Annotated in this window: 11 protein-coding genes; 3 read left to right on the forward strand and 8 right to left on the reverse strand. The window is 58.8% G+C overall.

What is annotated here, in order from left to right:
• The first annotated feature begins 399 nt into the window (after positions 1–399).
• Positions 400–1746 (forward strand): sigma-54-dependent response regulator transcription factor AlgB, encoded by a 1347-nt coding sequence (gene algB / locus ACYZTW_RS01160; RefSeq protein WP_462003412.1) that lies wholly within the window; start codon positions 400–402, stop codon positions 1744–1746.
• Positions 1747–1756: 10 nt separating this feature from the next.
• Positions 1757–3547: a KinB sensor domain-containing domain gene (locus tag ACYZTW_RS01165; protein ID WP_462003413.1), complete on the forward strand. Its 1791-nt coding sequence runs from the start codon at positions 1757–1759 to the stop codon at positions 3545–3547.
• 12 nt (positions 3548–3559) lie between these two features.
• Here ACYZTW_RS01165 and ACYZTW_RS01170 read toward each other — a convergent pair whose 3' ends face one another.
• The 7 genes from ACYZTW_RS01170 to ACYZTW_RS01200 form a co-directional block, all read right to left on the reverse strand.
• Positions 3560–5173: an EAL domain-containing protein gene (locus ACYZTW_RS01170; protein ID WP_462003414.1), complete on the reverse strand. Its 1614-nt coding sequence runs from the start codon at positions 5171–5173 to the stop codon at positions 3560–3562.
• A gap of 75 nt (positions 5174–5248) precedes the next feature.
• Entirely contained in the window at positions 5249–6028 is a 780-nt protein-coding gene (locus ACYZTW_RS01175; RefSeq protein WP_462003415.1) for an N-acetylmuramoyl-L-alanine amidase, read from the reverse strand.
• 103 nt (positions 6029–6131) lie between these two features.
• Entirely contained in the window at positions 6132–8207 is a 2076-nt protein-coding gene (locus tag ACYZTW_RS01180; RefSeq protein WP_462003416.1) for a GGDEF domain-containing protein, read from the reverse strand.
• Entirely contained in the window at positions 8204–9082 is an 879-nt protein-coding gene (locus ACYZTW_RS01185; protein WP_462003417.1) for an endonuclease/exonuclease/phosphatase family protein, read from the reverse strand. Before ACYZTW_RS01185 ends, ACYZTW_RS01180 begins: the two co-directional genes overlap by 4 nt.
• A gap of 14 nt (positions 9083–9096) precedes the next feature.
• Positions 9097–9738: a thiol:disulfide interchange protein DsbA/DsbL gene (locus tag ACYZTW_RS01190; RefSeq protein WP_462003418.1), complete on the reverse strand. Its 642-nt coding sequence runs from the start codon at positions 9736–9738 to the stop codon at positions 9097–9099.
• Between the two features lie 200 nt (positions 9739–9938).
• Positions 9939–10550: a c-type cytochrome gene (locus tag ACYZTW_RS01195; RefSeq protein ID WP_462003419.1), complete on the reverse strand. Its 612-nt coding sequence runs from the start codon at positions 10548–10550 to the stop codon at positions 9939–9941.
• 46 nt (positions 10551–10596) lie between these two features.
• Positions 10597–10887: a c-type cytochrome gene (locus tag ACYZTW_RS01200; RefSeq protein ID WP_007947948.1), complete on the reverse strand. Its 291-nt coding sequence runs from the start codon at positions 10885–10887 to the stop codon at positions 10597–10599.
• Between the two features lie 191 nt (positions 10888–11078).
• Here ACYZTW_RS01200 and yihA point away from each other — a divergent pair, with 191 nt between their 5' ends.
• Positions 11079–11723 (forward strand): ribosome biogenesis GTP-binding protein YihA/YsxC, encoded by a 645-nt coding sequence (yihA, locus tag ACYZTW_RS01205; protein WP_033059788.1) that lies wholly within the window; start codon positions 11079–11081, stop codon positions 11721–11723.
• Positions 11724–12010: 287 nt separating this feature from the next.
• Here the strand turns inward: yihA and polA are convergent, their stop codons facing one another.
• Entirely contained in the window at positions 12011–14782 is a 2772-nt protein-coding gene (polA, locus tag ACYZTW_RS01210; protein WP_462003420.1) for a DNA polymerase I, read from the reverse strand.
• Between the last annotated feature and the right edge of the window lie 25 nt (positions 14783–14807).

Here is a 14807-nt window from a genome sequence, read left to right on the forward strand (position 1 = left end):
GGGGCGACTTTTTAAATGCCCTGGTTAATCAGACCATTGCAGCCTGCATGCCAGCTTTTCACGATCATAAAAACCAATAAAATCAATTTGTTATGAATGATGTGTAAATCGGATCGGACGCATCCTGCACGATGGTCCTTTTGAGGTCGTGCGTAATGCACGATGTATTCGCAGGAACTTCAATATTTTTGAATTGCGAGGAGGGCGCGGATGTCACAAGGGGACACCAGCAATCGTCTGCGAACCGGCTATCTGATAAAAAAACAACAAAATCAGGCGATTAGCCGTAGGGTGAGGAGAGAGCTACGCTGCTGTGGCTGGAATCGACCAGAATCAACCATGCAACTTGCCCGATTTTTCCGGGACTAACCAAGATTATTCATTAAGGAGCGTAGGAAAATGGAATCAGCCACTGAGCATCAAGGCCGCATTCTGCTGGTGGACGATGAATCCGCTATCCTGCGCACTTTCCGTTATTGCCTCGAAGATGAAGGCTACAGCGTCGCTACCGCTAACAGCGCCGCCCAGGCTGATGCACTGCTTCAGCGCCAAGTCTTCGACCTGTGCTTCCTCGACCTGCGTCTGGGTGAAGACAATGGCCTCGATGTGCTGGCCCAAATGCGCATTCAAGCGCCGTGGATGCGGGTGGTGATCGTCACCGCTCATTCGGCCGTGGATACCGCCGTGGATGCCATTCAGGCCGGTGCCGCCGACTATCTGGTCAAGCCTTGCAGCCCCGACCAATTGCGCCTGGCCACCGCCAAGCAGCTGGAAGTGCGGCAACTGTCGGCACGCCTGGAAGCCCTTGAAGGTGAAGTGCGCAAACCCAAGGATGGCCTGGACTCTCACAGCCCGGCGATGAAAGTCGTGTTCGAAACCGCCCGCCAGGTGGCCAGCACCGATGCCAATATTTTGATTCTCGGCGAGTCCGGCACCGGTAAAGGTGAGCTGTCCCAGGCCATTCACGGCTGGAGCAAGCGCGCGAAGAAATCCTGCATCACGATCAACTGCCCGTCCCTGACCGCCGAACTGATGGAAAGCGAGCTCTTCGGCCACAGCCGTGGCGCGTTCACCGGGGCCAGCGAAAGTACTCTGGGTCGTGTCAATCAGGCCGACGGTGGGACGCTGTTTCTTGACGAGATCGGCGATTTTCCGTTGGTTTTGCAACCTAAACTGCTGCGTTTCATCCAGGATAAAGAATACGAACGGGTGGGCGACCCGGTCACCCGCCGCGCCGATGTGCGCATCCTCGCGGCCACTAACCAGAACCTCGAAGACATGGTCCGCGATGGCCGTTTCCGCGAAGACCTGCTCTACCGCCTGAACGTCATCACCTTGCACCTGCCGCCACTGCGCGAGCGCAGGGAAGATATTCTGAACCTGGCCGATCGCTTTCTGGCCCGTTTCGTCAAGGAATACGCGCGTCCGGCTCGGTGCTTCAGCGACGAAGCCCGTGAAGCGCTGCTCGGCTACCGCTGGCCGGGGAACATTCGCGAATTGCGCAACGTTGTGGAGCGGGCAAGCATCATTTGTCCACAGGAGCGGGTGGAGATCAGTCACTTGGGCATGGCTGAAACCCCGGTCAACAACGCGCCGCGCATTGGCGCTGCGTTGAGTCTGGATGAGTTGGAAAAAGCCCACATCGGAGCGGTCCTCGCCACCGCAGACACGCTGGACCAGGCCGCCAAGACGCTGGGAATCGATGCCTCGACGTTGTACCGCAAACGCAAGCAGTACAACCTGTGAGCTGTCTGCGATGAAACTGGCGATGAAGTTGCGCACGCGGCTGTTTCTGAGTATTTCCGCACTGATCACCGTGGCGCTGCTTGGGCTGTTGCTCGGGCTGGTCAGCGTGATGCAGATGGCGAGTTCCCAGGAAGCGCTGATTCGCAACAATTTCGTCACGCTCGACCTGGGGCTGAAATTGCGTCAGGCCCTGGGCGATCAACTGATGATCATGCTCAGCGAGAAGCCGGATCCTGCAGCGTTCGAGGCGTCCAAGCAGCATTATTTTCAGCTGCTTGATGACGGCATTGTCCATGCTCAAGAAGGCGATGAGCGCCAGTACGGTTTCGAACAGGCCAAGACTGACTACCTGAGCTTTCTGCAGGCGTACGACCTGTCCCGTGACTCGACGCAAGTGTTGAGTGGCAACGAAGAACTCACCGAAAAATTCAATGCGCTGCGCAATGGTTTGATCGTCGAGCAACAGCGTGCGCTGGATAACATCAATGCTACCGAGCGCCAGGCTCGAGAGAGGGCGCTCCTGATTGCCGGCCTGCTCGGGTTGGTGGGGCTGGCGGTGCTGATCATCGGCTTTGTCACCGCCCATGCTATCGCTCGACGTTTTGGTGCACCGATCGAGGCCCTGGCTCAGGCGGCGGACAACATCGGTCAAGGTAATTTCGAAGTGACGCTGCCGATTTCCTCGGCCGTGGAAATGAACCAGCTGACCAAGCGCTTCGGGATCATGGCCGAGGCCCTGCGCGAGCATCAGGCCACCAATGTCGATGAGTTGCTCGCAGGCCAGCAGCGTTTGCAGGCCGTGCTCGACTGCATCGACGACGGGTTGCTGATGATCGACCGCGAGGGGCATCTGGAACACCTCAACCCGGTTGCACAGCGTCAGTTGGGTTGGGACACCGATCGTCTCGGTCAAGGGCTGGGTACGGCGCTTGAGCGTCCCGAACTCGATGACCAGCTGCAACTGGTGCTGCGCGGCGGCACCCTGGAGCGGGCGCCTGAGGACCTGAGTATCGAGGTCGACGGTGAGTCGCGGTTGCTGACCTTTAGCCTGACACCGGTCAGCCATACACAGGGCCATATTCTCGGCGCCGTGATGGTGCTGCATGACGTCACCGAACAGCGGGCATTCGAGCGGGTGCGCAGTGAGTTCGTGCTGCGCGCCTCCCATGAATTGCGAACGCCGGTTACCGGGATGCACATGGCGTTCGGCCTGTTTCGCGAGCGCACGCACTTTGCCAAGGATTCGCGTGAGTCTGATCTGCTCGACACTGTGAATGAAGAGATGCAGCGTTTGATGCAGTTGATCAACGACCTGCTGAACTTCTCCCGCTACCAGAACGGATTACAGAAACTCACGTTGGCGCCGTGCGCCATCGAGGATTTTCTGGAGCAGGCCCGAGCACGTTTTGCCGGCCCTGCAGAAGAGAAGGGCATCGATCTGTTGGTGGAAGTGCAAGGGCCATTGCCGCGATTGCAGGCTGATCAGCCGCAGCTGGACCGGGTGCTCGATAATCTGATCGACAACGCGTTGCGCCACACCGCCCCCGGAGGGCAAATACGGTTACTGGCTCGACGCCATGGGGCGCGAGTGATTATCAGCGTCGAGGACAACGGCGAAGGCATTGCCTATGGCCAGCAGGGGCGGATTTTCGAACCCTTTGTACAGGTGGGTCGCAAAAAGGGCGGTGCCGGGCTCGGTCTGGCACTGTGTAAGGAGATCGTGCAGTTACACGGCGGTCGGATGGGTGTTTATTCGCGGCCGGGGCAGGGTACTCAGTTCTACATGGCGCTGTCGGTATAAGTCGCAGCCGCTTCAGGCTTCGTCATCGAGACGTCGGGCGGCCAATCGGCGACCACGGGTAATCAGCTCGATTAACTGCACCGCACTCAACGCATGGGCGAATAGCCAACCCTGACCGAACTTCACGCCTTCACTGCTCAGAAACGTCACCTGGGATTCATGTTCGATGCCTTCGGCAATGACTTTGAGTTGCAGGGCATGGGCCATATGAATGATGTGCGGTGCGACACCGCTACTCGCAGCGTCATGACCCAGCGCATCGATGAACGCCTTATCGATTTTCAGGCAATCGACTGGCAGGGTTTGCAGGTAGGCGAGGCTGCAATAGCCGGTGCCAAAGTCATCAATCAGCACCTGATGCCCGACATCCCGCAAGGCTTGCAGGTTTTCCCGGGCTACCACGACATCGATCAATCCCCGCTCAGTGACCTCGAAAGCAATTTGCTTTGCCGCGACACGGTGCAAGGTCAGCAGGCGTGCCATCACCTGACCGATACGCGGCACCATGACGTCGCAGGCCGCCAGGTTGACCGAGATGTACAGTTGCGGATTGGCCCGCAACAATTGACCAAGCTGCTCAAGCAGGCGTTGCAGGACGAAGTCGGTCATCTGGCGGATCTGGCCGGTGTTTTCCGCCATTGGAATAAACAGGTCGGGGCTGGTCAGGGTGCCGTCCGGCCTTCGCCAGCGCAGCAAGGCTTCTGCTCCGACACAGTTACGGCTGTCGAGGTCGAAGATCGGTTGATACAACACCTGCAATTCGCCTCGCCGTATGGCACCGGTCAGTTCGGCGTCCAGCGACTGTCGCTGGCGCACCAGCAGAAACACCAGAAAGCCCACGCATACGGCTAGCGCCAGGCTGGCCGGCAGCAACCACCACCAGACTGCGGGTACGTGCATGCCGGTGCGCGGACTGATAAGTACCAATTGGTATCCGGGATTGTTGGTGGGCATGCGGTAAATCAAGCGGGTTTGCGTCACTTGTAGCGCGTCGAGGCTTTTCGGGGGCCAGGCTTCGGTCGGTGGCCAGACCTGTGAGACACCCAGTACCGGAATCGCGCGCGTACCATTGTCGAGCACCACCAGCAGGCTGCTTCCCGGTGACAAGTCGACCATGTCAGTCAAATGCCCGCGAGACGTCGCGACACGAAAATTGCCGCGTCCGAGCATCAGCGCGGCGCGGTTTTCATCGGGTTCGGTGGTGGTGTTCAGCCAGTAACTGTAAGTCGGGCCCTTGATGTCTGGCGGTCTTATCATCGACAGCCCTTCCTGACGGGGGCGGTTGGAGCAGATTCGCGAGGCGTCCATATAAGCGGCTTCATAAACGAAGCGATAGTTGAAGCTGACCTGTTGCAAGGTCGCGATCATTTCGTCATCGCAGCCACGTAACGGCTGGGCTTCCAGGTCGTCGAGGCTTTCACGCAGCTGCCCGAAAAGTTGCTCCAGACGAGCAAGGAAGCGCTCGCCCTGGGCATTCATTTCTTCGCTTTCGCTCTGCTCGACTTGATGCATGGCCACGAACAGGCTGCCGGCCATCAGGAGTGTCGCGCTCAAGGCAGCAGCCAGTATCGCCAAAAACCAAGGGCGATAGAACCAACTACGTAGCGTCTCTCGAGCTGCAGGCATATGGAATATCCGAAGAATTACCAATGAGTTATAGCTGCTGATTGGGAAAAAGCCCTGACCGTCGGGCGGGCGTCATTATTTTGTCTGGATCAGTACTTGTAGAAGTGCCGCGGTTTGAGCATCCGGTGTGCCATCGAAACGTGATGGCCGGAAATGCATCTGGAAGGCCGCAATCACATGACGCGTTGCAACATCCAGTTCGCCGGTTTGCGGCGTGGGATAACCCAGGCGGGCCAGCTGTGCCTGAAACCAACTGATGGTTGGCAGTTGTACTTCGAACTGTGCTTGCTGACGCGTTACGGCCTGCTCATTTGGCCAGATCCCCAAGCCTTCGGCCGCCAGACGCTTCCAGGGGAACAGCGGCCCCGGATCGAGCTTGCGCAGCGGGGCGATGTCGCTATGGCCAATAATGCTGCGGGGATTGATGGTGTAACGCTTGCTGATGTCCTTGAGCAGGACGATCAGGGATTGAACCTGATCTTCGCTGTAGGGGTACCAAAGGCGCCCGGTAGGGGTGTCTTTAAAACCCGGGTTGACAATTTCGATGCCAATTGAGCTGGAGTTCAACCAGGTCCGGCCTTGCCATTCGCTTTCCCCGGCGTGCCAGGCTCGAAGGTTTTCATCCATCAGCTTGTAGATGGTGGCGCCCTTGTCGTCGCCAATCAGATAGTGGCTGCTGACGTCACCATGGGTCAGCAGTTGCAGCGAGCGCTCCAGTGACGCGGAGGTGTAGTGCACGACCACGAATTGAATACGGCTGTCGTAATTGGCTGAAGGGTGACGGGTGTCGAACCGGGGGCCGCTGGCACAACCGGCCAACAGAATCAGCGACACGATGAGAGATAGATATTTCATGGCAGAAGGCAATACACGCAAGACAGTAATGCAACAGTGTAACGTACTGCCTTGCTCGCAGGCGGCCAGCGCGAAGTTTTAAACAAAATGGAACAATTGATCGTCAGCCCAATTCCACCCGGTTACGGCCGGCATGTTTCGCGCGATATAGCGCCTGATCGGCTCTTTTAAGTACCAGATCGCTATGTTCGCCGGGCTTGAACGCAGTCAGGCCCATGGAAATGGTGATGGTGACCGGCTCACCCTTGAAGTGGAAAGGGCAGGCTTCGATCGAGGTGCGCAGGTTTTCCAGCAGTTTCGCACCGGCAGCTGGCACTGTGGCTGGCATCAACAGGACAAACTCCTCTCCGCCGAACCGGGCAATGAAATCCGTCCCGCGCAGGCGCTTGCGTAGCACGCTGGCGATGATTTTCAGTACTTTGTCGCCCGCCAGGTGACCATAGTTATCGTTAATGCGTTTGAAATGGTCGAGGTCGAGCATTGCCAGCAACAGGGTGTTGCCGTGTTGCTGCCATTGGGTGATTTCGTGTTCCAATCGTTCGCTCCAGGCTGCCCGGTTAGGCAGACCGGTCAGCGGGTCGATCAAGGCTTTCTGACGCTGCTCTTCGAGATGCTCGCGGTAGCCCAGGGCTTCCTGCTCCATGTGCGCAACGCGTTCGGCCAGACCATGGAGGCGGGCCGCGACTTCCTGCTCGCGCTCGTCACGCTGTTTCTGGTGCTGGTCCATGGTGCCGAGCAGGCCTTCCAGATGGTTTTCCAGGACGTGCTTGAGGTCGTCCAGGTCGGCAGCTTCCTGCATGCTGCTCTGCAAGCCATCGACCTGCTCGCGGATCTGCGTGTCCATCTCGCGTGCGGCAGAACGGTTGTCGGCATGGCCTTCACTGGCGGCTTGCAAGTTGCTTTGGAACGACTCGAGGCGTTCGTTGAGCTGCTGCAAATAGGCTTCGAATTCGTGCTGGCCGCTGTCGGTGATGGCCAGCATCAAGGTTGCCAGATCGTCGAGGATTGGCAGCAGTTCGTACCAATTCAAACCGTTTTGCAGGCGATCACGCATCGCTTCGGCTTGCGGACGATGGCGCTCGGGCAGTGTCAGGTCATCGAGCAGGCCCAGTAGCGTGTCTTCGATGTGCTTGGCCACCGAGCTGTAGGACGGCTCGGGTGAGTCCGGCAGGGCGTAGAGAATATCCGGCTCGGGTTGTTCAGGATCGACCGCGGCCAACACCTGGGCCATGGCCGGGGGCAGCGGCAGGCTGTCGAGATAGACCGCCGAGGTTAGTTCGTCGGGATTGATTGCCGGGAGAGCCTGTGTGGCTGGCTCGATGATTGATGGCGCGGATTCTTCTGGATGTTCAATGTCCGGTGGCGATTTCGGTTGCGTATCTGGAGTCTGGGGTCGTGCTTGCTCCGGCTCAAGCACCGGCGGGACAAACGCTACGACCGCAGGAGAAGGCGCTGGCAGAGACTCTGTCGCCAGTGGCTCGAGTGCGGCGGTAGCGGCGACTTGTGCAACCGCCACTTGCGGTTTATCGACCTCTGGTGCGAGATCGATAGCTATCTGTGGTGTTTCGGCATGAGGCACAGCTACTGCTTCGGCATGTTGCGGGATGGGCATAGGGACGGCGGCGGGGGTGACCTGTGATGCCGTTTCATCCGCTTCACGGCTACCAAACAGTCGTTGCAGCAAACCAGGGCGGCCGGGCTCCGCCGGGTTTTCGAGCTGATTCAGGGCTTTGCCTTGCAGACCGCTCAGTTCGCTGAGCAGCAACGGAATCTCGCGCGCCTGCCCGACTCTTGCATCCAGCTGTTTGGCGAAGTTTTTCAGCGGCCGGCTTACTTCCCGGGGCAGCGGTAATGTTTGAAGCTGCGAGACCAGCGCGGTCAATGCGGCGCTGGTCTGGTTAACCCGGGTCTCCCGGCGTTGTTCGGAGTCGAGCACGGCTTTTTCCAGCCGCGGAAGCAGGGCGGCCAGGCCGGCGTCCATGTCGTCGGTGCGCACGACTTCACGCATCTCCTTCATGCATTGGTCAACGACGCGGTCAGTGCCCTCGGCTGCCAGCGTGCTGCGCACCAGGCCACGACGCAGCAGGTCGAGCCGGGCGTCCCATCGACGTTCGAGCTTTTCCTGTTGTTCGATGCTTTTGAGGTATTTCTCTTTCCAGCGCTGTGCTTCGTCGCTCATTCATGGGATCCGCGAGGGGCAGGACTCAGCGCGGGCAATGCATCAGCCGTGAGCGAACCCGGCAGACGAATCTCTACCGCGACCGGCAGGTGATCGGAAATGGGTTGTGCCAGCACCTCGACCTTTTCAAGGGTCAGGGTGGGGCTCAGCAGAATATGGTCCAGGCAGCGCTGCGGGCGCCAGCTAGGGAACGTCGCTTCCAGTTGCGGCGCGAGCAGGCCGAGGTCGCGCAGCGGGGAATTTTGCAGCAAGTCACTGGCATGGGTATTCATGTCGCCCATCAGCACCTGGTGTTTATAGCCGCCGATCAACTCGCGAATGTAAGCCAGTTGCATGCTGCGGGCGCGAGCGCCCAGCGCCAGGTGCATCATGACCACTACCAGCGCCTCAGGACCTTCGCCAAAGCGCACCAGAATCGCCCCGCGACCCTTGGGCCCCGGTAGCGGATGATCTTCAATCGCCCACGGGCGCAGGCGGCTGAGTACACCATTGCTGTGCTGGCCGAGGCGTCCGAGATTGCGATTGAGTTGTTGATACCAGTAGGGGAATGCGCCGAGCTGGGCCAGGTGTTCAACCTGATTGACGTAGCCTGATCGCAGGCTGCCGCCATCGGCCTCCTGCAAGGCGACCAGATCGAAGTCGCCCAACAGATTGCCGATCTTTTGCAGATTGTCGGCACGCCCGGTGTGCGGCAACAGATGCTGCCAGCCCCGGGTCAGGTAGTGGTGATAGCGCTCGGTACTGATGCCAACCTGGATATTGAAACTGAGCAGACGCAGACGGCTGTCCGCAGGCAGGCCCGACGATTCCAGATGATGCTCGTTGACCCGCGGATCATGCAGGCCAACGACGCGTTCAGTACCCCAGCGGCGCATGGTAGGCCCCGCGCTTAGTTGGCAGCAGCCTTGTTAGCCGCTCGCTCTTTGTCGATCAGCTTGTCGGCCAGTTGTAATGCTTGCTCGGCGCCGCCGGCAGAGCCCACGTCGAAGCGATACTTGCCGTTGACGATCATGGTTGGAACGCCGGAGATTTCATATTTCTTGGCCAGCTCACGGGCCTTGTTGATCTGGCCTTTGATGGCAAAGGAGTCAAAAGTAGCGAGGAACTTGTCTTTGTCTACGCCTTGAGTTGCCAGGAAGTCGGCCATTTCATTCTTGTCGACGAGCTTCTTGTGTTCTTTCTGAATCGCATTGAACACCGCCGCGTGGACCTTGTTCTCGACACCCATGGCTTCCAGGGCCAGGAACATCTGGCCGTGTGCATCCCACGGGCCGCCGAACATGGCTGGGATCCGCACGAAGTTCACATCGGAAGGCAGTTTCTCAGCCCATGGGTTGATCACCGGTTCGAAAGCATAGCAATGTGGACAGCCGTACCAGAACAGCTCCACCACTTCGATCTTGCCAGGCACAGCTACCGGGACGGGATTGGTCAGTTCGACATAAGGCGCTGCGGGTGCTTCAGCAGCTTGGGCGGTCATGCCGAACAGGCTGGCAGCGACGAGTGCGGCGCTGATGATCAGATTACGCATGCTTTACTCCTGGACAATTTGGTTCGCCTCGCGCGACCTGTTTTCAGACAGATCCTGGCGGGCTTGAGTTCTGTAGTGTAACGGCAGCGGCCACAAAAAAGGGCGGCCTAAGCCACCCTTTTTATGCTTGCATCGACAGATTAATCGAGCGTTAACGTTGCGGGAGATGTGCACCTCTCGCAACGCCCGATTCGCCGGCCTTAGTGCAGGCCTTGAATGTAGCTGGACACCGCTGCGATATCTTCGTCGCTCAGCCGTTTGGCAATGGTCTGCATGGTTTTGGTGTCGCCATCGTTGCTGCGACCGCCTTCTTCCTTGCGGAAGTCGGTCAGTTGCTTGGCTACATACTGAGCGTGCTGGCCGCCCAGGTGCGGGAAGCCGGCGGCTGCGTTACCCGCGCCATTTGGCGAGTGGCAACCGGTGCAGGCTGGCAGGCCCTTGGCCAGATCGCCGCCACGGAACAGTGCTTCACCGCGAGAAACGACTTTCGGGTCGGCGGCGCCAACGCTGCCTTTCTGGCTGGCGAAGTAGGCGGAGATATCGGCCAGATCCTGATCGCTCAGGTTGGTCAGCAGGCCGGTCATTTCCAGTACCGTGCGTTTGCCGGACTTGATGTCGTGTAGCTGCTTGTTCAGATAACGCTCGCCCTGGCCTGCCAGTTTCGGAAAGTTAGGCGCCATACTGTTGCCATCCGGGCCATGACAGGCGCCACATACTGCGGCTTTCGCCTGACCAGCAGTCGCATCACCTGCAGCATGGGCAATGCCGGAGATCCCCACGGTCAACAGCAGACTCACGATCAATTTGTTCATCAGCTAATCCAACTACGGCTAAGGGTTAAAGAGTTATGGACCGGGATCACTCGCTCATCCACTGGATGATTGCTTGGTAATCCTCGGCACTGCAGTCCATGCACAAACCACGCGGCGGCATCGCCTTGAAACCCTGGGTCACGTGTTGCACCAGCGTCTCCATACCTTTCGCCAACCTCGGCGTCCAAGCTTCCTGATCGCCCTTTTGGGGCGCCATGGGTAGTTGGCCGGAATGACAGGCACCACAAACACGGTTGTACACAGCTTCCGGATCCTGTGTAGCCTGAGCGCTGTAAAGCGGCATCAAGACACCGGCAGCTAGCAGCCATTTCGTCATAAAACGACCTTTTCAGGGTTGAGAGCGTGCTGCGTTCTAGTGCGCAATCAAGGTTAATCGCTCTCGTGAACTTCATCCTACGCTGGGACAAAGCGCACACAAAATCTGCGGCATTATATACTGGCGTCACTGAAACGGAAACGACACTGCTCGCCGCGTCCATTCCCGGCGCCGCCCACATCGGAAATCCCATGCAACTCAAGAACCCCATCCTCGGCCTGTGCCAACAGTCCACCTTCATGCTCAGCGCTGCCAAAGTCGACCAATGTCCCGACGACGAAGGCTTTGAAGTGGCCTTCGCCGGGCGTTCCAACGCCGGCAAGTCCAGTGCGCTGAACACCTTGACGCACGCCAGCCTTGCGCGGACCTCGAAAACTCCGGGTCGCACGCAGCTCTTGAACTTCTTCAAGCTAGACGATGATCGTCGTCTGGTCGACCTGCCGGGTTACGGTTACGCGAAAGTGCCTATCCCGTTGAAGCTGCACTGGCAGCGTCACCTGGAAGCCTATCTGGGTGGTCGTGAGAGTTTGAAAGGTCTGATTTTGATGATGGACATCCGTCATCCAATGACCGATTTCGACCTGCTGATGCTCGACTGGGCCGTCGCCAGCGGCATGCCGATGCACATTTTGCTGACCAAAGCCGACAAGCTGACCTACGGCGCGGCGAAAAACGTCCTGCTCAAAGTTCAGGCAGACATCCGCAAGGGTTGGGGTGATGCGATCAGCATCCAGCTGTTCTCGGCGCCAAAACGCATGGGCCTGGAAGACGCCTACACTGTACTGGCAGGCTGGATGGAACTCGCGGACAAGGGCTCGGAGATTGCCGAGCAATAAATCGCGGGCAAAAAAAACCCCGGACTTCTTATGGGGAGGGGGAAGTTCCGGGGTTCAAGTTCCGGACCGCTAGGGCGGGGTCCAGATATCTGCCAACACTTAACACAACATTAGGAGCATCGAAGGGCTTCACCACCCATTCAGTAACTCTGAGTGGCGATTCAGGAGATTAGTTCAGAATTTTTTAAAAAGCCTTTGGAATAGGCCTTCGAATTTTCCGAACTAAGAGCCCTTCGGTCTTTCTGCCGCGGCACTATGCCGCAGCGGAAAACGCCTTTTCAGACGGTTCAGTGAGCCTCATCCCAGTTATTTCCTACCCCAACCTCGACCAACAGCGGCACATCAAGCTTCGCTGCGTCGCTCATGTGCACGCGAATTTCATCGCGGACCTGGTCGACCAAATCTTCACGCACCTCCAGAACCAATTCATCGTGCACCTGCAGGATGACTTTGGCGTCGAGACCTGACGCTGTCAGCCAGCTATCCACGGCAATCATGGCTTTCTTGATGATGTCCGCCGCGGTGCCTTGCATCGGGGCGTTGATCGCCGTGCGTTCGGCACCTTTGCGCAGGGCCGGGTTTTTCGCGTTGATTTCCGGCAGGTACAGGCGACGACCGAAGATGGTTTCAACGAAACCTTGTTCGGCGGCCTGGGCGCGGGTGCGTTCCATGTATTCCAGCACGCCTGGGTAACGGGCGAAGTAACGGTCGATGTAGGCCTGGGATTGCTTGCGATCAACACCAATCTGCTTGGCCAGACCAAACGCGCTCATACCGTAGATCAAACCGAAGTTGATCGCCTTGGCGCTACGACGCTGATCAGTGGTGACCTCTGCCAGTTCAACGCCGAAAACTTCGGCGGCGGTGGCCTTGTGCACGTCCAGGTCATTGCGGAACGCGTGCAGCAACCCTTCGTCCTTGGCCAGGTGAGCCATAATTCGCAGTTCGATTTGCGAATAGTCAGCGGCCAGCAGCTTGTAGCCTTTTGGTGCGACGAACGCCTGACGAATCCGACGCCCTTCAGCGGTGCGGATAGGAATGTTCTGCAGGTTCGGATCACTGGACGACAAACGCCCGGTTGCCGCTACGGCTTGGTGGTAAGAGGTGTGAATCCGCCCGGTGCGCGGGTTGATCTGCTCTGGCAGGCGATCGGTGTAGGTACTTTTCAGCTTGCTCATCGAGCGGTACTGCATCAGCACTTTGGGTAGCGGGAAATCCTGTTCGGCCAGTTCCGCCAGCACGGCTTCGGCGGTGGACGCCTGGCCCTTGGCGGTTTTGCTGAGGATTGGCAGGCCGAGTTTTTCGTACAGGATCACGCCCAATTGCTTCGGCGAGCCGAGGTTGAATTCTTCCCCGGCGATGGCGAACGCCTCACGCTCGAGGGCGACCATTTTTTCGCCCAGTTCAACGCTCTGAATGCCCAACAGGTTGGCATCGACCAGCGCGCCTTGGCGTTCGATCCGCGCCAGTACCGGCACCAACGGCATTTCGATTTCGCTCAGGACCTTGCTCAGGCTCGGAATTGCGTTGAGTTTTTCCAGCAGGGTTTGATGCAGGCGCAGTGTCACGTCGGCGTCTTCGGCGGCGTACGGCCCGGCCAGTTCCAGAGATATCTGGTCAAACGTCAGCTGCTTGGCGCCTTTGCCGGCGATGTCCTGAAAACTGGTGGTCGTGTGATTCAGGTACTTGAGCGCCAGGCTGTCCATGTCGTGACGGGTCGCGGTGGAGTCCAGCACGTAGGATTCGAGCATCGTGTCGAAAGCGACGCCTTGGACGGTGATGCCGCAGCTCTGATCGCCACCGATGGCGCAGTTGGCCAGGATGTTCATGTCGAATTTGGCGTGCTGCCCAACCTTGAGTTTGCTCGGGTCTTCCAGGATCGGCTTCAGCGCGCGCAGCACGGTATCGCGATCGAGCTGGTCGGGCACGCCCATGTAGGAATGGGTCAGCGGGATGTAGGCCGCTTCGTTGGCTTGTACAGCGAAAGACAGGCCCACCAGTTGCGCCTGCTGCGCATCGATGCCAGTGGTTTCGGTGTCGAAGGCAATCAGCTTGGCGTCGTTGAGCTTCTTCAGCCACAGGTCGAAATCAGCCTGGGTGAGGACAGTGGTGTACTTGAGTTCGGTATCGACGGTCGCTTCTTCAGCCACCGGAGCGGCGACTTCCTGGCCGGAACGCTTGGCGTCGCGCTGGTTCTCTTCGAACCAGCTCTTGAACTCCAGCAGGGTGTAGAGCTCGGCGAGTTTGTCGTGATCCGGCGTGCCCATTTGCAGGTCATCGAGGCCGATATCCAGCGGCACGTCGATTTTGATGGTTGCCAATTGATAGGAGAGAAACGCCATCTCCTTGTGCTCTTCGAGCTTGGCCGGCAGGGTTTTGGCCCCGCGAATCGGCAGGGTCGGGATGATGTCGAGCTGCGCATAGAGCTCGGTCAGGCCGCCGTTCACGCCGACCAACAGGCCGGAGGCGGTCTTCGGACCAATGCCCGGAACGCCCGGAATGTTGTCGGAAGAATCACCCATGAGTGCCAGGTAATCGATGATCTGCTCGGGAGCGACGCCGAATTTCTCCTTCACGCCCTCCACGTCCAGCGCGCTACCGGTCATGGTATTGACCAAGGTAATGTGGCCATCGACCAACTGCGCCATGTCCTTGTCGCCGGTGGAGATCACCACCGGGCGGTCGGCCGCCGCGCTGCTGCGGGCCAGGGTGCCGATCACGTCATCGGCTTCGACGCCTTCGACACACAGGAGCGGGAAGCCCAAAGCGATCACGCTCTGGTGCAGCGGCTCGATTTGCACGCGCATGTCGTCGGGCATGCTCGGGCGGTTGGCCTTGTACTCGGCGAACATTTCGTCCCGGAATGTCCCGCCCTTGGCGTCGAACACCACGGCGAACGGACTTTCCGGGTACTGCTTGCGCAGACTCTTGAGCATGTTCAGCACGCCTTTGACCGCACCGGTCGGCAAACCTTTGGAAGTGGTCAGCGGCGGCAGGGCGTGAAAGGCGCGGTACAGGTAAGAAGAACCGTCCACCAGGACGAGGGGGGCTTGGCTCATGAGCAGGATCAACCTTTTCGGCGGG

It is taken from the genome of Pseudomonas sp. LB3P25, from assembly GCF_054897985.1.

Coding starts and splice junctions, on each gene's coding strand:
- algB (WP_462003412.1), top strand. CDS start 400: ATGGAATCAGCCACTGAGCATCAAGGCCGCATTCTGCTGGTGGACGAT.
- ACYZTW_RS01165 (WP_462003413.1), top strand. CDS start 1,757: ATGAAACTGGCGATGAAGTTGCGCACGCGGCTGTTTCTGAGTATTTCC.
- ACYZTW_RS01170 (WP_462003414.1), bottom strand. CDS start 5,173: ATGCCTGCAGCTCGAGAGACGCTACGTAGTTGGTTCTATCGCCCTTGG.
- ACYZTW_RS01175 (WP_462003415.1), bottom strand. CDS start 6,028: ATGAAATATCTATCTCTCATCGTGTCGCTGATTCTGTTGGCCGGTTGT.
- ACYZTW_RS01180 (WP_462003416.1), bottom strand. CDS start 8,207: ATGAGCGACGAAGCACAGCGCTGGAAAGAGAAATACCTCAAAAGCATC.
- ACYZTW_RS01185 (WP_462003417.1), bottom strand. CDS start 9,082: ATGCGCCGCTGGGGTACTGAACGCGTCGTTGGCCTGCATGATCCGCGG.
- ACYZTW_RS01190 (WP_462003418.1), bottom strand. CDS start 9,738: ATGCGTAATCTGATCATCAGCGCCGCACTCGTCGCTGCCAGCCTGTTC.
- ACYZTW_RS01195 (WP_462003419.1), bottom strand. CDS start 10,550: ATGAACAAATTGATCGTGAGTCTGCTGTTGACCGTGGGGATCTCCGGC.
- ACYZTW_RS01200 (WP_007947948.1), bottom strand. CDS start 10,887: ATGACGAAATGGCTGCTAGCTGCCGGTGTCTTGATGCCGCTTTACAGC.
- yihA (WP_033059788.1), top strand. CDS start 11,079: ATGCAACTCAAGAACCCCATCCTCGGCCTGTGCCAACAGTCCACCTTC.
- polA (WP_462003420.1), bottom strand. CDS start 14,782: ATGAGCCAAGCCCCCCTCGTCCTGGTGGACGGTTCTTCTTACCTGTAC.